This window comes from Rhizobium sp. C4, from assembly GCF_021026315.1.
In the GTDB taxonomy this organism is placed as follows: Bacteria; Pseudomonadota; Alphaproteobacteria; order Rhizobiales; family Rhizobiaceae; genus Ensifer_A.
This window is the reverse complement of sequence record NZ_JAJNCX010000002.1, coordinates 450320-469264: the sequence shown is the minus strand read 5'-3', so window position 1 is coordinate 469264 and position 18945 is coordinate 450320. Positions and strand designations below refer to the sequence as shown.

17 protein-coding genes are annotated in these 18945 nt (G+C 62.5%); 14 read left to right on the top strand and 3 right to left on the bottom strand.

Annotation, left to right across the window (positions count from 1 at the left end):
- Positions 1-6: 6 nt before the first annotated feature.
- From LQK84_RS05735 to LQK84_RS05725, 3 genes are all read right to left on the bottom strand, one after another.
- A complete protein-coding gene (locus LQK84_RS05735) occupies positions 7-1044 on the bottom strand; it encodes an ABC transporter permease (protein WP_230827726.1) in 1038 nt (345 codons plus the stop codon).
- The gene (locus tag LQK84_RS05730) at positions 1044-2624 is read right to left on the bottom strand and encodes an ABC transporter ATP-binding protein (protein ID WP_230827725.1); all 1581 of its coding nucleotides are present in this window, start codon (positions 2622-2624) and stop codon (positions 1044-1046) included. The genes LQK84_RS05735 and LQK84_RS05730 overlap by 1 nt, the downstream gene beginning before the upstream one ends.
- Before the next feature lie 95 nt (positions 2625-2719).
- Entirely contained in the window at positions 2720-3844 is a 1125-nt protein-coding gene (locus LQK84_RS05725; protein ID WP_230827724.1) for a BMP family ABC transporter substrate-binding protein, read from the bottom strand.
- 76 nt (positions 3845-3920) lie between these two features.
- Between LQK84_RS05725 and LQK84_RS05720 the strand changes: the two genes are divergently transcribed.
- The 14 genes from LQK84_RS05720 (at position 3921) to LQK84_RS05655 (ending at position 18893) form a co-directional block, all read left to right on the top strand.
- Positions 3921-4154 (top strand): hypothetical protein, encoded by a 234-nt coding sequence (locus LQK84_RS05720; RefSeq protein WP_230827723.1) that lies wholly within the window; start codon positions 3921-3923, stop codon positions 4152-4154.
- Positions 4155-4339: 185 nt separating this feature from the next.
- Positions 4340-4591, top strand: coding sequence for a hypothetical protein (locus LQK84_RS05715; protein ID WP_230827722.1), 252 nt, complete (start codon positions 4340-4342; stop codon positions 4589-4591).
- A gap of 13 nt (positions 4592-4604) precedes the next feature.
- Positions 4605-5282, top strand: coding sequence for a Rieske (2Fe-2S) protein (locus LQK84_RS05710; protein WP_230827721.1), 678 nt, complete (start codon positions 4605-4607; stop codon positions 5280-5282).
- Complete coding sequence (locus tag LQK84_RS05705; RefSeq protein WP_230827720.1) at positions 5282-5914, top strand: glutathione S-transferase family protein; 633 nt, start codon at positions 5282-5284, stop codon at positions 5912-5914. Before LQK84_RS05710 ends, LQK84_RS05705 begins: the two co-directional genes overlap by 1 nt.
- Before the next feature lie 54 nt (positions 5915-5968).
- Complete coding sequence (locus LQK84_RS05700) at positions 5969-7768, top strand: adenine deaminase (RefSeq protein WP_230827719.1); 1800 nt, start codon at positions 5969-5971, stop codon at positions 7766-7768.
- A 7-nt stretch (positions 7769-7775) separates the two neighbouring features.
- Positions 7776-8696 carry a LysR family transcriptional regulator gene (locus tag LQK84_RS05695; RefSeq protein ID WP_230827718.1) on the top strand — a complete coding sequence of 307 codons (921 nt, stop codon included), beginning with the start codon at positions 7776-7778 and terminating at the stop codon, positions 8694-8696.
- A 104-nt stretch (positions 8697-8800) separates the two neighbouring features.
- Positions 8801-9301: a thiamine pyrophosphate-binding protein gene (locus tag LQK84_RS05690; protein WP_230827717.1), complete on the top strand. Its 501-nt coding sequence runs from the start codon at positions 8801-8803 to the stop codon at positions 9299-9301.
- Positions 9298-9906 (top strand): thiamine pyrophosphate-dependent enzyme, encoded by a 609-nt coding sequence (locus tag LQK84_RS05685; protein WP_230827716.1) that lies wholly within the window; start codon positions 9298-9300, stop codon positions 9904-9906. Before LQK84_RS05690 ends, LQK84_RS05685 begins: the two co-directional genes overlap by 4 nt.
- A gap of 15 nt (positions 9907-9921) precedes the next feature.
- On the top strand, positions 9922-11478 hold the full coding sequence (locus LQK84_RS25210) for a GMC family oxidoreductase (RefSeq protein ID WP_230827715.1): 1557 nt from the start codon (positions 9922-9924) through the stop codon (positions 11476-11478).
- Between the two features lie 37 nt (positions 11479-11515).
- Entirely contained in the window at positions 11516-12892 is a 1377-nt protein-coding gene (locus tag LQK84_RS05675; protein ID WP_230827714.1) for an amidohydrolase family protein, read from the top strand.
- Positions 12893-12902: 10 nt separating this feature from the next.
- A complete protein-coding gene (locus LQK84_RS05670) occupies positions 12903-13772 on the top strand; it encodes an aromatic ring-hydroxylating oxygenase subunit alpha (RefSeq protein ID WP_230827713.1) in 870 nt (289 codons plus the stop codon).
- Complete coding sequence (locus LQK84_RS05665; protein WP_230827711.1) at positions 13772-16912, top strand: molybdopterin cofactor-binding domain-containing protein; 3141 nt, start codon at positions 13772-13774, stop codon at positions 16910-16912. The genes LQK84_RS05670 and LQK84_RS05665 overlap by 1 nt, the downstream gene beginning before the upstream one ends.
- Positions 16909-17382 carry a (2Fe-2S)-binding protein gene (locus LQK84_RS05660; RefSeq protein ID WP_230827709.1) on the top strand — a complete coding sequence of 158 codons (474 nt, stop codon included), beginning with the start codon at positions 16909-16911 and terminating at the stop codon, positions 17380-17382. The genes LQK84_RS05665 and LQK84_RS05660 overlap by 4 nt, the downstream gene beginning before the upstream one ends.
- Positions 17379-18893 carry an aldehyde dehydrogenase family protein gene (locus LQK84_RS05655; protein ID WP_230827707.1) on the top strand — a complete coding sequence of 505 codons (1515 nt, stop codon included), beginning with the start codon at positions 17379-17381 and terminating at the stop codon, positions 18891-18893. Before LQK84_RS05660 ends, LQK84_RS05655 begins: the two co-directional genes overlap by 4 nt.
- Positions 18894-18945 lie beyond the last annotated feature (52 nt).

Sequence of the window (18945 nt, the reverse complement as noted above, 5' to 3'; positions counted from 1 at the left end):
GCTCTCCTAAACCTTGTCTCGGGTGATGCGATAATAGGAAAGCTCTTCGCCGATTGCCGTCAGGAAGAGGATGAGGCCCGTCATGGCAAGCACGGCCGATGTCGTGAGACCCTGCGTTTGCAGGATGATGCCGGAATTCTGGATGAAGGCCATGAAGGCCCCGGCAAAGATGACGCCGACCAGCGAGCCGCGCGCCAGAACCGCGACCATGATGCCGATATAGCCGTAATTGTTGGAAATCCCGCCTTGCAGGCGATGCACCGTGCCGGCCACTTCCAGCATGCCGGCAAAGCCGGCAATCGCGCCCGAAAGCAGCATGACCATGATCAGATGCCGGCGAACGGGTATGCCGGCATATTCGGCCGCAGACGGGTTGGAGCCGGAAAGCCGGACCTCATAGCCCCATTTCGTGTTGCTCAAGACCAGAGCGAGAACGATCGCAAAGACAATGGCAATGGGGAAGCCCCAGTGGATGGCGCCCCAGAATTCCGGAATTTCGGCCCCGACCTTCGGCGTCGAGGAATTGGTCATCCGATCGTGCCAAGGCCCGGTCGCCACATAATAGACCATCAGCGCCGCAACGAAATTGAGAAGCAGCGTCGAGATCAACTCGCTGACATCCGCATAGGCCTTGGCGAGCGTCGGCACGAGAATCCAGATGGCCCCAGCCGCAAAGCCGCCGATCACCATCAGGATCAGGCTCAGCCAATCTGGTGCCGGAATGAAAAGACCGATGGCGGTCGCGGCGAAGGCACCGGCATAGAACTGCCCTTCAGCCCCGATATTCCAGGCGCCAATCTGCTGAGCGACGGCGACGGAAAGCCCCGTCAGCATCAGCGGAATGAAGATCACGCCGAGATCCTGAAGGCCGAAACTGTCGAGCAGAGAGGAGGAGAGCACCTGCCCGGCAAGATCGATCGGGTCATGCCCGCTGATTGCCAGGATCAGCGCCGTGACGAGCAGCGCCAGAACAACTGCGATCACGCGGGCGGCAAAGGCGATCAGTGGCGTCGAGGACGGGAGACGTTGAATGCGATAGGCCATCAGGCGGCCTCCCCTGCGCCGACATGCGCCCGCCCGCCCATCATCAGGCCGATCTCGTCAATATCGAGATTGTTGTTGTCAAGAATTCCCATGATGCGGCCTTCATAAAGCACGGCAATGCGGTCGGAGAGGTTCAGCAGTTCCTCCAGCTCTTCGGAAATGAGCACCACGCCCGCGCCCGCGTCGCGCAGCTCGACGATGTAGCGCAGCATCGTATTGATCGCGCCGACATCGAGCCCCCGGCTCGGATAGGCGGCGACAAGGATGCGCTCGGCAATGCGCATCTCGCGGCGCGCGACAAGGCGCTGCTGGTTGCCGCCGGAGAGATTGCGGATCGGCATGGCGAAATCGGGTATCGCGACGTCGGCAGCACCGGCAATTTCGCGAGCCAACTTCCCCGCCGCCTCGCGGCTGAAGAAGCCACCCTTGGCAACCGGCGGCTTGCCATATTCGCGCATCACGGCATTGGTGGTGATCGACATGGCGGGCGCGAGGCCGCTATGCAGGCGATCTTCCGGGATATGACCGATGCCGGCAGCGGCAAATTCGCCGGCCTTCAGACCCGCCATCGTCTTGCCGGCAATCATGATGTCGCCGGTAGACGCGGGGCGGACACCGGTCAGCACCTGGCTCAACTCCCGCTGACCATTGCCGGCAACGCCTGCAATGCCGAGGATTTCGCCGGCGCGGAGCGAGAAATTGAGATCATGCAGCGCCGTCAGGCCATTGTCGCCCAGCGCGGATAGACCCGAGACCTTCAGCACTGGCTCAGCAGACATCGGCTTGGCATTCGCGGCGCGCTCGCGCATGTCGTCCAGAACGATATCGCGGCCCACCATGAGCTTGGCAAGCATGCGCGGATTGCAGTCTGCGGCCTTCTCGGTCGCGATCTTGCGGCCCTGGCGCAGAATGCTGATGCGGTCGGAGATTTCCAGCACTTCATCCAGCTTGTGGCTGATGAAGATCACCGAATTGCCATGCGAAACGAAGTCGCGCAGCGCCCGGAAAAGCTCTCGCGCTTCCGCCGGCGTCAGAACGGCGGTAGGTTCATCAAGGATCAGGATCTTGGCACGGCGTGACAGCACGCGCAGGATTTCGACACGCTGCTGTTCGCCGGTCGAAAGTTCACTGACCCGCGCACCGGGCTTGACCTGAAGATTGAATGTCTTGGCAAGCTCCGCGGTGCGCGCCTCCAGAACGGCGGCAGAGGTGCGCTTCGGCGTTTCATCCCAGCCGAGATGAATGTTTTCGGCCACCGTGAAGGCCTGCACCAGCTTGAAATGCTGGTGCACCATGCCGATGCCGGCGGCGATTGCCTGGACAGGCGAAGCAAACTGCCGGGCATAGCCATCGATGATGATCTCACCCGCATCCGGCTGGTAAATGCCGGTGAGGATATTCATCAGCGTCGATTTGCCGGCACCATTCTCGCCCAGAAGCGCATGGATTTCGCCCGGCAGAACCTCGATATCGACATTCTCATTGGCGATCACGCCCGGAAAATACTTGGCAATCCCCTTCAGGTAGACGCGCGGCGGCGTCCCTGGCGATGAGGCGGCGGCTGGAATTTCATCTTGCATGCGCGGAAGACCGATCGGGCTATCGTTGGAGGTGCCGAAACGACAAGAAAACGGCTGAGCGGCCCGGCGCGAAACCGGGCCGCTCGCAAGTTGGATCAGCTCGAAAGGCCCGAAACGCCTTCGATCGACCAATCCCAGTGGTAGAGTTCGACTTCCGACATGGTCTTGCCGGCGGGAACCTTCACATTGCCCTTGGCATCCTTGAGTTCGCCGGTAAACGGCGACCAGCCACCAAGGATCTTGTCGCGCACGGCATCAGCTGCCTTGGCGACTTCGGCCGGAACCTTCTCGCCCCATTTGTCGCGGTCGATACCCTTGCCCATGGAAAGGATGGTCTGCGAGGGTGTCCACTTGCCGGCGAGGCGCTGGCCGACCTGATCGACATAGAAATCCTTGAAGTCGATGACGACGGAAGACACGTAGGAGTTCGGGCCGTAGCGACGGATATCCGTGTTCCACATGGCAGCCCATACGCCGCGCTTTTCGGCAACCTGAAGATAGGCGGCCTCGTCCATGATGCCGAAGAGGAAGTCGCAGCCATTGTCGATCAGCGCCGTGCCGGCCTGGGCAGCAGCCTGCGGGTCGAACCAGGAGTTGATGACGATGGTCTGCAGCGTTGCCTTCGGATTGACCGAGCGCGCGCCCATCAGGAAGGCGTTCGTGCCGGAGAAGACGGACGGAACCGGGAAGGAGGCGACGTAGCCGAGCTTGCCGGTCTTCGACATCATGCCGGCGGCAACGCCGATGACATAGGTCGGATACCAGTGTGCCAGATAGTACCAGCCGAGGTTCGGCATGTCGGTGCGGCCGTCGCATTCCATGAAGGCGACCTTCGGCGACTTCTTGACGACTTCATGCAGGAAGTCACCCGTCGAGGAGGTGTCGAAGATCATGTTCGCGCCTTCGCTGACGAACTGGCGATAGGTGCGCGTCGCATCGGCCGAATAGGGAACGTTTTCGACTTCGAGGATCTTCTTCAGCTTCGGATACTTTTCCTTGACTGCAAGAACACCCTGATGGTGCGCCCAGGTCCAGCCTTCGTCGGTTACGGGGCCGACATGGCCGAAGCCGATGATGGCATCCTCTTCCTTCACGGCCGGCAAGGGCGCTGCGGCGGCGAAGGACGGACGGGCAAGCGTGCCCGACATCAGAGCGGCTGCACCGCCGGCCGCCGTCATGTTCAAGAATCCGCGACGGGATAGATTGCGTATGTCGATCATGTGAACCCCTGTTTCGTTGGTTTGAACATCTCGCCTGCCGGAACCGGTTGCCCGGGCCTCAAGCGAATGCCGTCTGGTGACATTCAGCAATATCCGTGCCAGAAAGGCCGAATTGAACTCCGTCTACCCTGCCGTGCAGAACACACAAACCGGTGCACGTTCAGCAGGCACGCCGCCACACTTTCTCGTGTCGGCAAAAAGGCGGGAAAGCCGGCGTAAATTCGACCCTTTCAACGCTGAAACCGCTGCCGGACCTGAGATTTTCAAAAGCCAGTTGTTCCGCATAGACGAAAAAATTCGTCGAGTTTGATGCGCAATAAGCAACAAGTGCGACGAAAAAACCGCTTGAAAAGCCATCCGACCTGTCGGTAAAGTGATCAATAATAGAGCATGATTAAATTTTGTGCATTTGCATTCGCGAATGCCAATTTGGCGGTCAGATGACGGAAGCAGAACAACAGGCGCGACACGATACCCAATCCGGGAGGCACGACCTTGGCTGAGGTCGCATTCGTATTTTCCGGCGCTCTCGTGCAGGCGAGTTTTCGGCAATTTGCCCAGCACCGGGCCAATCGGCTGTCTCTGGGGATCGATTTCGGGGCCGCCAGCGACCGCTTTTTCGACGTGACCGTCACGGGCGACGAGGCACTGGTCGACATGTTCGAAATGGCCTGCAGCCTTGGCCCATATGATTGCATCATTCAGGACGTGACGCGGCGGGACATCGCTCCGGCCGGCAATATTTGAAGGGGACTCAACAATGACACCTCAACCCATCTGGTCACCGGTCGCATTGTCGAACATGGTTGATCCCAGCACCTCGACGGGCGCGGTCGTGAACGGCGCCGAACTGGTGGTCTGGCGCGATTCCAGCGGCAAGGCGCATGTCTGGGAAGACCGCTGTCCGCATCGCGGCATGCGCATGAGCTTCGGCTTCGTGCGCGGCGATCACCTCGCCTGCCTCTATCATGGCTGGCAATATGACACGGCCGGTCAATGCCGCCACATCCCGGCGCATCCGCAGCTGGACGTGCCGCAGACCATCCGCATGCAGACCTTCGCCAGCGCCGAACGCAACGGCATCATCTGGGCAGGCTCGACCACGGAGGCAGACCCGGCCCTCCTGCCGGCCGAGATTGCCGGACTTGTTCCGGTGCGAAGCCTTTATGCAGACTGCACAATGGAGAAGGCGCTCGCGATCCTGGCTGCAACGCCGCTGCCCGGCGTGAGCGACGCGCCGAAAATCGAAACGATCTCAGAGAATTACATATCTCTGACTGCCGGCGCGACCCGGCTTCTGGTCGCCATCCAGTCCATGGGCGACGCTAAGCTCGCGCTGCACCTGATGGCAAACGAAGGCGCGCCGATCGCCGCCCTTGCCCGCTATGCGCAGGCCCTTCGCCTCGCCCTTGAAACACCCCTTGCCGAGGTCGCCTGATGTCCGCCCTGACGCTCTACAATTATGAACTGGACGAAAACAGCTATCGCGTCCGCCTTCTGCTTTCCATGCTCGGCATTGAGCATGATGTCTATTCGGTCAACATGCTGCCGGGCCGCGAGGAAAAGTCGCCGGCGCTTCTGGCACTGAACCCGTGCGGCACGCTGCCCTTCATCAAGCAGGGCGACACGGTTCTCTTCGGCGCCGAAGCGATCCTTGCCCATCTTGCCAGACACAACGATGCCTCGGGCAAATGGCTCCCCATCGACCGCCCCGATTTTTCGACGACCATGATGTGGCTGGGTTTTGCCGCCGGCCCGTTGCAGGCGGCCGTGAAGGCGCGGGAAGTTGCCGTCTTTGCCGTTGGCGGCCATCTGGAGCGGTTGAAGGCCGACGCGCGCGCTGCCTTCCGCATTATGGACGACCACATGACGCTGCGCCACATCGAGGGCAAAGAGTGGTTTGCCGCCGATTATCCGACGATTGCCGATCTGGCTTTGATCCCGAGCTTCGCGCTGTCGCGCGATTTCAACATTGACCACGAGGAGTTTCCGGCACTGCGCCTGTGGCTTCGCCGTTTCCGCCGGCTTCCCGGCTTCATCACCATGCCGGGCATTCCGGACTATCATTAAGGCAGGCATTCAGGCCGGAAAGGCCAGACTGTCGCGATCACAAGGAGTTCTGAGATGGCCATCACCCGCTTTTCCGTTGCACCGCTGGCAACGATGACCCGCAAGCTCGCGGATGTCGCCTCCGGTCGCACAGCGCCGGACCTCGTCATCCAGGGCGCGCGGGTGCTTTCCACCTATTCGGAGCGCATCCTGCCTGACCGTGAAGTCTGGATCTCCGGCGGCCGCATCGCCGCCGTCAAGCCGGCCGGCACCTATAAGGCAGGCGGCGCCAAGCTTTATGATGCCAGGGGCGGCATCATCGCGCCGGGTCTGGTCGATCCGCATATCCATATCGAATCGAGCATGGTCACGGCCTGCGCCTATGCCGAGGCCGCCCTGTTGAACGGCACGACCTCGATCTTCTGTGACAGCCACGAAATCGGCAACGTGATGGACGTCGCCGGCGTCGAGGCAATGCTGGAAGACGCGCGCCATGCGCCGCTCTCGATCTTCCTCACCGTCCCCTCCACCGTGCCGGCCACATCGCCTGAACTGGAAACTGCCGGCGGCGACCTGACGCCGGAAAAGATTGCCGCGATCTTCGACAAGTGGCCGGAAGCCGCAGCCCTTGGCGAGAAGATGGATTTCGTGCCGGTCGCCATGGGCGATGAGCGCAGCCACGCCATCATCGCCGCAGCGCTTTCCCGCGGCAAACCGGTCAGCGGCCATGTCTATGGCCGCGAATTCGTCGCAGCATACGCCGCCTCCGGCGTCACCGACACGCATGAGGCGATCGACCGCGAAATCGCCGACGACATGCTGGAGGCCGGCATCTGGCTCTTCCTGCGCGGTGGCCCGCCGACGACGCCGTGGCATTCGCTGCCGCTGGCCATCAAGACCGTCACCGAGCTTGGCGCGTCGCACAAGCGCATTGCCGTCTGCACCGACGACCGCGATGCCGACGACCTCCTGACCTTCGGCCTCGACTGGGTGGTGCGCGAGGCGCGCAAGGCCGGCATGTCGCGCGAACAGGCCTGGTCCATGGGCTCGCTGCATGGCGCAACGCGCTTCGGCATGGAAGGCGATTTCGGCGGCATGGGCGGCGGTCGCCGCGCCGATCTCGTCATGCTGGATGACGACCTCAACCCGATCTCCACCTGGTATGGCGGCGAGCTGATGGTCGACCAGAAGAAGATCACGCCGTTGCTGGACGAAACGCTGTCCAAGCCGTGGCGCTACCCGGAAGCCGCCTATCACACCGTCAAGCTGCCGAAGTCCATCAAGCTGACGCCGGAACTGCCGACGGAAAAGGTCATCGCCAACACGATCAAGACCGAACTTCCCGGCATCATTCTCGGCCATGTGAAGGTCGAGCTGGAGCCCGCCAACGACTGGCAGACGCATTTCGAACGACATGGCCTCTGCTTCGTGACCGTGGTCGAGCGTCACGGCAAGTCGGCCGGCAATGTTGCCTATGGGCTGCTGTCCAACTTCTCGCTGAAGAGCGGCGCGGTTGCCTCCTCCGTCGGCCATGACAGCCACAATATCATCCTCGCCGGCACCAACGAGGCCGACATGCAGGTGGCGCTGCGCGCCATCGAGGAGCATCAGGGCGGCGCCTGCGTCGTGCAGGACGGCAAGGTGACAGCCATCGTGCCGCTGCCGATCGCCGGTCTCCTCTCCGACAAGCGCGTGCATGAAGTGGCCAAGGAAGTGCAGGCACTGAAGGTGGAGTGGGACAAGGCCGGCTGCACCATTCCCTATATGGGCTTCAACCTGATCCCGCTGTCGGTTATCCCGGAAATCCGCATCACCGACATGGGTCTGGTGACGGTGCCGCAGATGGAAATCGTGCCGCTGTTCGAGCCCGTCTGAGGCCGCCATGGACCCCTATCGCCTCGGCCTCGTCCCCGCCCGGATCCATTATTTCCAGCTGGTGGCGAGACTGGGCTCGATCCGCCAGGCCGCGCTGTCGCTCAATGTCGCCCCCTCCTCGATCAGCCGCGTGATCCGGCAGATGGAGGAGGAGTTCGGCACCCCGCTGTTCGAGCGGGTGCGCCAGCGGCTGAAGCTGACCTCGGCGGGCGAACTGCTTCTCTATCGCGCCCGCGCCGCACTCTCCGAGCTCGGCCGTGCCTGCAACGAGATCGACCAATTGCATGGGCTGCATCGCGGCACGGTGTCGATTGCCGTAGTAGAGAGTGTTGCGCGTGGTCTGATGCCGCGCGCGCTGGAGGCCTTCTGGAGCAAGCATCCGGATGTCTCGGTCGATGTGAAGGTGATGAGTTCGCAGGCCGCCTGCAATGCCATTGCTGAAGGTGAAAGCGATCTCGCCATCATCTTCGATGTCCGCGCACCCCGCGCCGTGCGGCGCATCACCTCGATTTCGCTGCCACTTGGCGTGCTGGCGCTGCCGGGCAGCGACAAGGCGGAACGCGCCACACTCAAGCTCTTCGACCTCGCCAACCAGAAGGTCATCCTGTCGGACGCCAGCCTGACGCTCGGCTCTTCCGTGGAAGAGGCCTTCAGCCGGTCGCTGGTCGATATCCAGAGCCGTACGCGCACCAATTCGATCAGCCTGATGGTGGAATTGGCCAAACGTGGTCTCGGACTGGTGTTGCAGACCCGCGTCGGTGTCGAACAGGAGCTGATCGACGGTACGATCAAATTCGTGCCTCTCATCGATCCGCGCCTGCCGCCGCGCAAGCTGACGCTGCTCTCCCGGCCCGAAAAGGAAATGTCGGATGCCGCGCTCGCACTCGGCCGACTGCTCGAACAATTGATCGTCGGGATGGCGGAATAGGCAGGGCTCAAGTTGTTGCATTCAGCGCAACGATCTCACCAGAAAATACCGTCTATTCGGCACATCTCGCATTTGCTTTCCTCAAGCCGAACAGAGGACATGACATGAAGCAATCATCCGTCGATGCGGTCATCCGGGGGCTCAAGCGGGCGGGCGTCAGCATCGTCTGCTATCTGCCGGATTCGCTTTTCAAACAGCTTTATCCCGCGCTCGATGCCGATCCCGATATCCGCACGATCCGCGTCACCAATGAGGGCGAAGGCGCTGCCATCTGCGGCGGCGTGTTCCTGTCCGGCAAGCGCGCCGCGCTGATCATGGAGAATTCCGGTCTTCGCGCTTCTGTCGAACCGCTGGCCCGCATGGGTCTCGGCGCCGGCATCCCGGTCGTCATGCTGATGAGCTATCGCGGCGAACTCGGCGAGAACAATTGGTGGGCGATCCCGCATGGCATCACCATGGAGCCGGTGCTGAATGCGCTGCGCATCCCCTATCGCATCGTGCGCGAGGAAGACGCCATCGAACAGTCGATCGTTGACGCCTATAACTGGTCCTACAATGCCTATTACCATTCGGCGATTGCCCTTGGCGGGGAGATCGTTCGATGAAGCGCTATGATTGCATGAAGCTTCTGGCCGCGCGGCTGAAGGACGAGCTGGTCATCCTCTCGCTCGGGGCCTCGGTGGATGAATGGTACAATGCCGCGCCGCATATGCGCGAGGCGAGCCTGTTCCAGCAGCAGCTTGGCTGCGTGACACCGCAGGCCTTCGGGCTGGCAGCGGGCCTGCCGCATCGCCGCATCATCTCGCTCGATACGGATGGCGGCATGATGTTCAACCTCGGCATTCTGGCCACGCTTGGCAACGAGCAGCCGAAGAACCTCTTCACGGTCGTCTGGGACAATGAATGCTACCAGTCGATCGGCGGCCCGCCGACGCATACGGCCTCCGGCCGCGTCGATATCGCAGCAATTGCCCGCGGCGCCGGCGTCGAGCAGGCCTACACGGCCCGCACGCTTGAAGAGTTCGAAGCCCATTGCGAAGCCGGCCTCAAGGCGGATGTACCCTATATCGTCGTCGCCAAGGTGGCGGGCACCGTCCAGCCGGACATCAAGCGCAAGCATTCGGACGGCCGCGAGGACAAATACATCTTCGTCCGCCATGTCGAGGCGACCGAAGGTATCGTCATCATGGGCCCGAGCGAGCATAACTGAGGAGCGTCAGACACCGTGAGCACCCTTTCCGCCAGACCGCTTGAAAAGGCCTACGACTATATCGTCGTCGGTGCTGGCTCTGGCGGCCTGCCGGTGGTGCGGCGGCTGATCGAGCGTACGGATGCGACAGTGCTCCTCATCGAGGCCGGCGAGACCGGCTTCGGCGTGCCGGAGATCGAAGATCCGGCCGCCTGGGTGCCGCTCGGCCGCAGCCGCTTCGACTGGGGCTATGACTATACCCCCTCGCCGCTGGTCAATGGCCGCACGATCGGCATTCCGCGCGGCAAGGTTCTGGGCGGCTCTTCGGCCATCAATGCGCTGATGTGGTATCGCGGCAATCCGGCTGATTATGACGCCTGGGACGCCGCCGGCTGCGATGGATGGGGCTGGTCCTCGGTCCTGCCCTATTTCAAGCGCGCGGAAGATTGGGAAGGCGGCGAAACCACCTTTCGCGGTGCGGGCGGTCCGTTGCGGCTCACGACGAGCCGCAATCTTCACCCGGTCGCGAGTGCCATGCTCGAAGGCGCTGGAGATGTCGGCATCCGCGCCATTGCCGATCCGAATGGCGAGACGAATGAGGGGGCAGCGCCTTCCAATTTCAATATCGCCGAAGGCCGCCGTTTCAGCTCCGCTGATGGCTATCTGAAACCCATCCTCAGCAACCCGCGCCTGACAGTGCTGACCGGCAGCCATGTGCTCACCCTCCTGCTGGATGGCACGACCTGCACCGGCATTCGCCATCTGGTCGATGGCCAGCCGGTCGAAACGCGCGCGACGACGCAGGTCATACTCTCCGCCGGCGCCATCAACACGCCGCGTATTCTCATGCTCTCCGGCATCGGCGACCCGGCCGAGCTTGCACCGCTCGGCATTCCTGTTCGCCACGCGCTGCCGGGCGTGGGCAAGAACCTGCAGGACCACCCGCTGGTGCAGGCGATCGTCTGCAAGGCAAAGCAGCCGCTTGGCGAGCCGCGCGACAATGGCGGCGGCACGATGCTGAACTGGAAATCGCGACCCGACCTCGTGCAAGCCGATGTCCATGCCTTCCCGGTTCAGGGCAATAGCGCCGAACCGCGCGTTCGCGAACTCTACGACACCTCGGGCGAGGTCTTCTCGATGGGCGTCGGGCTGATGCATTCGAAGAGCGTCGGCCATTTGCGCATGCTGTCCTCCGACCCGTTCGGCCCGCTGGACATCCAGCCGAATTATCTCGCAGAGCGGCAAGATCTCGAAGCACTGGTCTCTGCCGTCGGCACGATCATGGACCTCGCCGAAACAAAGGCCTTTAGCGATCTCTTCGCCGGCTTTGCAGCGCCGGAGCGGCGGCTGAGCAAGGCCGAAACGGTCGAATTCATCCGCAATGCCTGCGGCACATTCTTCCACACCAGCGGCACGGCCAAGATGGGGCGCGATGCTCTCTCGGTCGTCGATCCACGCCTCAAGGTCCACGGCCTCGACGGTCTTACCATTTCGGATGCCTCGGTGATCCCGATCATCCCCACCTGCAACACCCATGCCCCCGTGACGATGATCGGCGAACGCGCCGCCGATTTCCTCACCGGACAGGATTGAACCCGGCCGGAAGCGCCGCGACGGAAGGACACATCAAATGACTTCAGGCCGCATCCTGACAGCCGAATTTCTCCTCACCATGGATGCCAACAACAGCGTCATCACCCATGGCGCCGTGGCCATCGAAGATGGCCGCATTCTCGACGTCGGCCCATTGGAGACCGTCAAGGCAGCACACCCCGACTTCGAGGTGACAAAGATTGAAAACGCCGTGCTGATGCCGGGGCTCATCAACGCCCACGCGCATTCCGGCTTCCTGCGCGGCACGGCCGAGCATCTGCCGGTCTGGGACTGGCTGACGCAGCATATCAACCCCATGCACCGGGTCCTCCGTCCGCATGAGGCGGAAGCCGCCTCCTTCCTCTGCTATGCCGAATCCGCGCTCGCCGGCACCACGACCGTCGTCGACATGTGGCGCTTCATGGAGGGGAGCGCGACGGCGGCCGAAGCGGTCGGCACCCGCCTTGTCGCCGTTCCTTATGTCGGCGAGCATCCGGATTACCACTATTTCGACACGCTCGACATGAACGAGGCGATGATCGAGCAATGGCATCGAAAGGCCAATGGCCGCATCAATGTCTGGGTCGGGCTGGAACATCTTTTCTATGCCGACGAGGCGGGCCAACAGCGCGCCATCGCCTTGGCGAAGAAGCACCAGACAGGTTTCCACACCCATTGCTCCGAAGCCGATATCGAGGTCGAGGAATTCGTCAACCGCTACGGCAAGCGGCCGATGTTTGCGCTGGAAGACCTCGGCTTCTTCGAAACCCCGCGCACGATGATTGCACACGCCGTCTGGCTCGACCCGTCAGAGATCGAGCTGATTGCCAAATATCCCGTCTCCGTGGCGCATAATCCCGTCTCCAACATGAAGCTCGCCTCCGGGATTGCGCCAATCTCCGACATGCTGGCGCTGGGCGTGCCCGTCGGCATCGGCACGGATGGCGAGAAGGAGAACAACAATTTCGACATGTTCGAGGAGATGAAGGTGGCCTCGCTGCTCGGCAAGCTGCGTCACCGGGATGCGGCCGCCATGGACAGCTGGCAATGCCTGCGCATGGCCACCATCCTCGGTGCCAAGGCCATCGGCCTCGACCACGAAATCGGCTCCATCGAGGTCGGCAAGCGCGCCGACATCATCGCCGTCGACACCTCCACACCGCGCATGACGCCGCTTTTCGGCGAAGGTCGCTATTTCAATCTCCAGCACAATCTCGTCCACGCGGTGCGCGGCAGCGATGTCGTCATGACCATGGTGGATGGGGAAATCATCGTGGAGGACGGCCGCCTGACGGAAGTCGATCTCGACTACATCATTGGAAATGTCCGCAGGATGGCACCCGACCATTTCGCCCGCCGCGCCGAATGGCTGGCAGCGAATGGCGGCGGCACCAAGCAATGGACGGAAGGCTGAAGGTGTGACCATGGCAAGAACCACCGACAGGATCGCACTCGACGACTGGTATGCCATCGCAACGGCCGGCGACCTGACGCAGCCGATGGTAACGACAAAGCTTCTCGGTCAGGCCATCGAGTATGGCATCGGACCCGACCGCGAGCCGCTGGTGCGTGAAGTTCTCGATGACGGCGCGCGGGGGCCAGCGCTTCCCGTGAAGGTTCGCTATGGCTGCCTGTTCACCACGCTGGGCAACCCGACGAAGGATATCGTCCACATCGCCGAAGCCGACGAAGACGACCGCCGCTTCGTACTCTGCGGCTGGGTGACGATGCGGGCGTCTGGCCTGCGCGTGGTCGAGAACTTTCTCGACATGGCGCATTTCCCCTTCGTGCACACCGATATTCTCGGCTCCGAGCCGCATACGGAAGTTCCGGGCTATGCGAGCGAAATCCGCCGCGACGTGGATGAGGTCTGGGCGACGAACTGCACCTTCTTCCAGCCGCGTATTGCCGCGACCGAGGACAAGGGCGACTTCGTGCATCTGACCTATCGCGTCCCCTCGCCCTTCGTCGTCATGCTCTATCGCGTCTGCCCGACCTCCCCGAACCGGCTCGACGCCATCGCGCTGTTCATCCAGCCGATGGAAGACGGGCTCTGCCGGGCACAGCCGGTCATGTATCTGGTCGATCCGATTTCCTCGGACAATGCATTGCTGAAGTTCGAGCAGGTGATCTTCATGCAGGACCGGATCATCGTCGAAAACCAGCGCCCGCTTCTGATGCCGCTGGAGCCGCGCGCGGAAATTCCGACCCGCGCCGACTCCTCGTCCATCGCCTATCGTCGCTGGCTAAAGGAGAAAGGCATTCGCTTCGGCACGACGGCAGGCAGCGCCTGATGGAGGTCGTCTCCCCCGCATCGCTGTCCCAGGCACTGGCGCTTCACACCGAATGTGAAAGCCGCTTCTGCGCCGGGGGAACAGCGCTGCAACTGGACTGGGCAAAGGGCTTAGCTAAACCGGCCAGACTCATCAATCTCGCCCGGATTTCCGAGCTGAAAGCTGTCACCGAAAGCGCGGAGGCCATCCTCATCGGTCCGCTGGCAACGCTTTCTGAACTTCTGCGCGACCCCGCAATCTCAGGCCATGTCCCCCTGCTTCACGACGCGCTCAGCAAGGTCGCCGGCCCGTCGATCCGCAACCGGGCGACGCTCGGCGGGAATATTGCCGGCATGACCGGGTGTCTTCTGCCGGCGCTGATTGCACTGGACGCCCGGCTTGAATGGCTCACACTCGATGGCCCCACGGAGATGGACATCGCCCAATGGCTCGCCATGCATCCGAAGGATGGAATCCTCACCCGGATCCTCCTCCCACTGCAGGGCCAGAATGAACGATGGCTGTTCCGCAAGATCGGCCTCCGCGCCGCCTTTACGCCCAGTGTGATCAACGCGGCCGCACGTCTTTCGACTAGCGCGGAGGGCGATATTCTCGATGCCCGCCTCACGGTCGGCGGCGGCATCGTTCCACCCACGCGGCTAAGACAGGCCGAAGCGCTTCTCAATGGGAGCAACCTGAAGGCCATCAATTGGCGCGCGCTGCATGATTGCCTGATGGAGACGATTTCCGCACCAACGGATGCATTCCGCTCCGCAGACTATCGAAAGAGGATCGCAGCCAATGCCATCGTGCACGGCCTCGGCGGCGACCTGCCCGGACGCAAGACCTTCCCGGTGCAGAGCGCCCTAGCCTCAATGCCGGCACAGGAAGGTGAAATTCGGCTTGCGCGCGAGAATGCGACTGCCGTTTGGCATCAGAGGCCGGATATTGATGCCAAAATATCAGGCAATCTTCTCTATCTGACAGATTCGAGACGCTCCGACATGCTGGTTGGGCGCATCTTGCGCGCCGGTGTGCCACATGCGCGCATCCTCTCCATCGACACGTCGGCGGCCGAAGCGCTGCCGGGCGTTGCCGCCGTCGTCACCCACCGCGACATCAACGGCCTCAACGCCTTCGGCATTGTCGTGCAGGATCAGCCCGCGCTCTGCTTCGACACGGTTCGCTATGCCGGCGACGCAGTCGCGGCCGTCGCAGCTATCGATAGCGAAACGGCTGAGCGGGCGCTGGCGCTGATCAAGGTCGATTATCAGCCGCTGCCGATCGTGACCGACCCGGAAGAAGCCCTTCGACCCGATGCACCGTCTATCCATGCCGGCGGCAACCTGCAACGCGAACTGCATTTTGCCAGAGGTGACATAGCGGCCGGCTTTGCCGGCGCGGCGCATATCGTCGAAACGACCTATGTCACCCCGCGCCAGATGCATGGCTTCATGGAAACCGAAGGCGGCCACGCCTATGTCGATGACGAAGGCACACTGCACATGTTGGCAGGCGGTCAGCACGGCGGACGCGACCGGATGCAGCTTTCCCGCATCCTTGGCATGGCGGAGGACAAGATCCGCGTCGTGACATCGCCAACCGGAGGGGCCTTTGGAGGCAAGGACGAACTGACGGTGCAGCCAGCTTTGGCACTGCTGGCCCTGAAAAGCCGCAAGCCGGTCCGGCTTCACCTCTCCCGCGCGGAATCCGTCCTGGCCGGGCAGAAGCGGAATCCGATGTCGATTCGCATGAAAACGGCTATCGATAGCGAAGGCAGGCTTGTCGCCCAGAAGGTCGAGGTGCTGGCGGAGGCTGGCGCTTACGCCTCCCTGGGACCGGGCGTTCTCGAAACGGCATTGGAACACGCGGCCGGCCCCTACGTCATCGACAATGTGCGAACACATGGCCGGCTTGCCTATACGAATAACGGCGTGTGCGGCGCCTTCCGCGGCTTCGGCGCAAATCAGATGACCTATGCCGTCGAATGCCAAATGGACAAACTGGCGGCCGCATGCGGCCTGACGGCAGCGGAAATTCGTCGCAGAAACCTCCGGAAGCCCGGCATGGCCGGCTATCTCGGGCAGTTAGTGGCACCAACTGAGCGCGCCGACGAGATGCTGGCAGCGGCTGTAAATTCCGAACTATGGACCCGGCCGCTGGGTTTGGCGGCTGACGAAGAATGGATCATCGGCACGGGGATGGCCCTGAACTATCAGGGCAATGGCCTCGGCTCCGTTGTTCCAGACCCGTCCGGTGGTCGGCTTTCGCTCTCCAGGCCCGGCATGATCGAAGGCGGATTCGGTCTGGATGAACTCGGACAAGGGTTGATGACACTGGTCAAGGCAACGGTCGCGGCGGAACTCGGCTGCGCACGGGACGATGTGGCGGCCGTCATTGGCGACACCGCGAGAGCTCCCGAATCCGGCTCGACCACGGCGTCGCGCGGCACCTATGTTGTCTGGGCCTCGACGCGCCTTGCCGCACCCGACTTTGCCGGCCAGATGCGCAGCGCCGCAGGCCGCGTGCTCGGCCGCGAGCCGAATATGCTGGCGCTTGCCCCAGGCGGGTTCATCGAGCGGGGGACGAACAGTGGCGACATCCTGCTGACCTACAAGCAACTTGCCGATCAGCTCGACGAAGAGGATTTGCCCAGCGTTACAGTCACTTATGAATTTCCGAAGAATGACTACACCGCAAGCAATGCCCGTCTGATCTTCGCGTTCGGCGCAGCCCTTGCCCGCGTCGCCATCAGCCGTGTGACCGGCGAAGTCCGCGTGCTTGATCTTCATCAGCACACGGCAGCCGGCCCCGTGATGGATCTCGCCGCCTATCTCGGCCAGATCGAAGGCGGTGCCGTGCAGGGTCTTGGCTTCACGCTGACGGAAGACAGTCCGATGCGGGAGGGGCTATATCTCTCGGCCAATCTCGACACCTATATGCTGCCCGGCATTCAGGACGCCCCGAAGCACATGCAGTCCTTCGCGCTCGAAAGCCTTGCCGAGGGCGACATCTATGGTCCGCGCGGCGTCGGCGAGCTTGGCATCGGCGCGGTCACACCGGCCATTGCAAACGCGGTCTTCGCGGCGATCGGACATATGCCGACAGTCACCCCCTTCCCGACCGAGACAATCCTTGCAGCATTGGAGGAGGGGCAATGACGATCGGTTTCACGCTCAATGGCGAAGCGCGCGCAATCACCTGCCCGCCGGAAACGCCGCTCGTCACGCTGCTGCGTGACAACATGGCGATGACCGCGACGAAGGAGGCCTGTTCCATCGGCCGTTGCGGCGCCTGTCTGGTGCTGATCGACGGCAAGACGGCCAATGCCTGCCTCACCATGGCATTCCAGCTTGAGGGTGCCACGGTGATCACCACCGAGGGGCTTGATGCGGACCCGCTGGCCGCGACCATCCGCAAGGCGCTGGCCGCCGAAAATGCGTTCCAATGCGGCTACTGTGCGCCCGGCTTCGTCATGGCGCTGGTCGCGCTTCTGAAGGAAAATCCGAGCCCGAGCGAAGACGACATCCGCAAGGGCCTTGAAGGCAATATCTGCCGGTGCACCGGCTATCATTCCATCATCCGTGGCGCGCTAAGTGCCGCCCGGATGGTGCAGGAGACCTTGAAATGACCATAGCCATCAACACGATCGAGCCTCGTACGGACGGTGCCAAGGCGTTTCTGGCGCGCGCCGCCAAACAAATCCTGATCGACGGACGCTGGCGCGATGCGTCAGGCGGTGCCCGTTTCGAAACCTTCGACCCCGCCTCCGGCCGAAAGCTGGCCGATCTGGCCGAAGCGACGGCCGCCGATGTTGATGAGGCCGTGGCGAGCGCCCGCAAGGCACTGACAGGCGCTGCCTGGCTCGGGCTGACACCCTCGGCGCGTGGCAAGCTGCTCTGGAAGATCGCAGACCTGATCGACGCCCATGTCGAGGAACTGGCCGAACTGGAAACGCTCGATCAGGGCAAGAGCTACCGCACCGGCCGTTTCGGCGAAATCCCGGCATCGGCCGAACAGTTCCGCTATTACGCCGGCTATTGCACGAAAATTCTCGGCACGACCATTCCCACGTCGATTGCCTATCAGCCTGAGGGCAAACAGATTTTCGCTTACACGGTGCGCGAACCAATCGGCGTGGTGGCCGCCATCACGCCGTGGAACTCGCCCATGCTGATGGCAGCGATGAAGCTGGCACCGGCGCTCGCCGCTGGCTGCACACTCGTGCTGAAGCCGGCCGAAGAAACCTCTCTCACCGCCCTTCGCCTCGGCGAATTGATGCTGGAGGCAGGCCTGCCGGCGGGTGTCGTCAACATCGTCACCGGCTTCGGTGAAACCGTGGGCGCGGCGCTGACCGCCCATCCGGATGTGGACAAGATCGGCTTTACCGGCTCGACCGAGGTCGGCAAGCTGATCGTGAAAGCCGCAGCCGGCAATCTCAAGAAGCTGACGCTGGAGCTGGGCGGCAAGTCGCCGGCCATCGTCATGCCCGATGCGGATATGGCGCTCGCGGTTCCGGGCATTGCGCGCGGCATCTTTTCAAACTCGGGTCAGGTCTGCGTCGCCGGCTCGCGCGTCTACGCGCATCGCAGCATCTGCGACCAGCTGGTCGAGGGTCTGGCGAACTCGGCGGGCAAGCTGGTGCTCGGCCACGGACTGGACGAGAAGACGGACCTCGGCCCGCTCGTCAATCGCAAGCAGGCGGACCGCGTTGCGGGCTTCATTGCCGAAGGCCGTAGCGAGGGCGCGGAGATCGCCTCGGGCGGTGCGCAGGCCGGAGAGTTCGGAACGTTCTTCGAGCCGACCGTCGTCACGGGCGTCAGGCCCGACATGCGGATGATGCGGGAGGAAATTTTCGGCCCCGTCGTCGCCGTCACGCCCTTCGATGATGTCGAAGAAGCGATCGCCTTCGCCAATGATACGGACTATGGCCTCGCCGGCAGCGTGTGGACGCAGGACCTGTCATCGGCGCATCGACTGGCCGGGCGGATCAGGTCAGGGACGGTGTGGATCAACTGCCACTCATACTTCTCGCCGGAACTGCCCAAGGGTGGACACAAGCAGTCCGGTTGGGGCTATGAGAATGGCGCGCAAGGGCTCGACAATTACCTGGAGACGAAGACGGTTTGCAGCGTGATCTGAGCGAATACAGCTCATATTTCATGTCTTTTTGGCCATTATGACATGAATAAAT

Coding starts and splice junctions, on each gene's coding strand:
- LQK84_RS05710 (WP_230827721.1), top strand. CDS start 4,605: ATGACACCTCAACCCATCTGGTCACCGGTCGCATTGTCGAACATGGTT.
- LQK84_RS05670 (WP_230827713.1), top strand. CDS start 12,903: ATGGCAAGAACCACCGACAGGATCGCACTCGACGACTGGTATGCCATC.
- LQK84_RS05655 (WP_230827707.1), top strand. CDS start 17,379: ATGACCATAGCCATCAACACGATCGAGCCTCGTACGGACGGTGCCAAG.
- LQK84_RS05730 (WP_230827725.1), bottom strand. CDS start 2,624: ATGCAAGATGAAATTCCAGCCGCCGCCTCATCGCCAGGGACGCCGCCG.
- LQK84_RS05725 (WP_230827724.1), bottom strand. CDS start 3,844: ATGATCGACATACGCAATCTATCCCGTCGCGGATTCTTGAACATGACG.
- LQK84_RS05705 (WP_230827720.1), top strand. CDS start 5,282: ATGTCCGCCCTGACGCTCTACAATTATGAACTGGACGAAAACAGCTAT.
- LQK84_RS05685 (WP_230827716.1), top strand. CDS start 9,298: ATGAAGCGCTATGATTGCATGAAGCTTCTGGCCGCGCGGCTGAAGGAC.
- LQK84_RS05700 (WP_230827719.1), top strand. CDS start 5,969: ATGGCCATCACCCGCTTTTCCGTTGCACCGCTGGCAACGATGACCCGC.
- LQK84_RS05695 (WP_230827718.1), top strand. CDS start 7,776: ATGGACCCCTATCGCCTCGGCCTCGTCCCCGCCCGGATCCATTATTTC.
- LQK84_RS05690 (WP_230827717.1), top strand. CDS start 8,801: ATGAAGCAATCATCCGTCGATGCGGTCATCCGGGGGCTCAAGCGGGCG.
- LQK84_RS05665 (WP_230827711.1), top strand. CDS start 13,772: ATGGAGGTCGTCTCCCCCGCATCGCTGTCCCAGGCACTGGCGCTTCAC.
- LQK84_RS05735 (WP_230827726.1), bottom strand. CDS start 1,044: ATGGCCTATCGCATTCAACGTCTCCCGTCCTCGACGCCACTGATCGCC.
- LQK84_RS05675 (WP_230827714.1), top strand. CDS start 11,516: ATGACTTCAGGCCGCATCCTGACAGCCGAATTTCTCCTCACCATGGAT.
- LQK84_RS05660 (WP_230827709.1), top strand. CDS start 16,909: ATGACGATCGGTTTCACGCTCAATGGCGAAGCGCGCGCAATCACCTGC.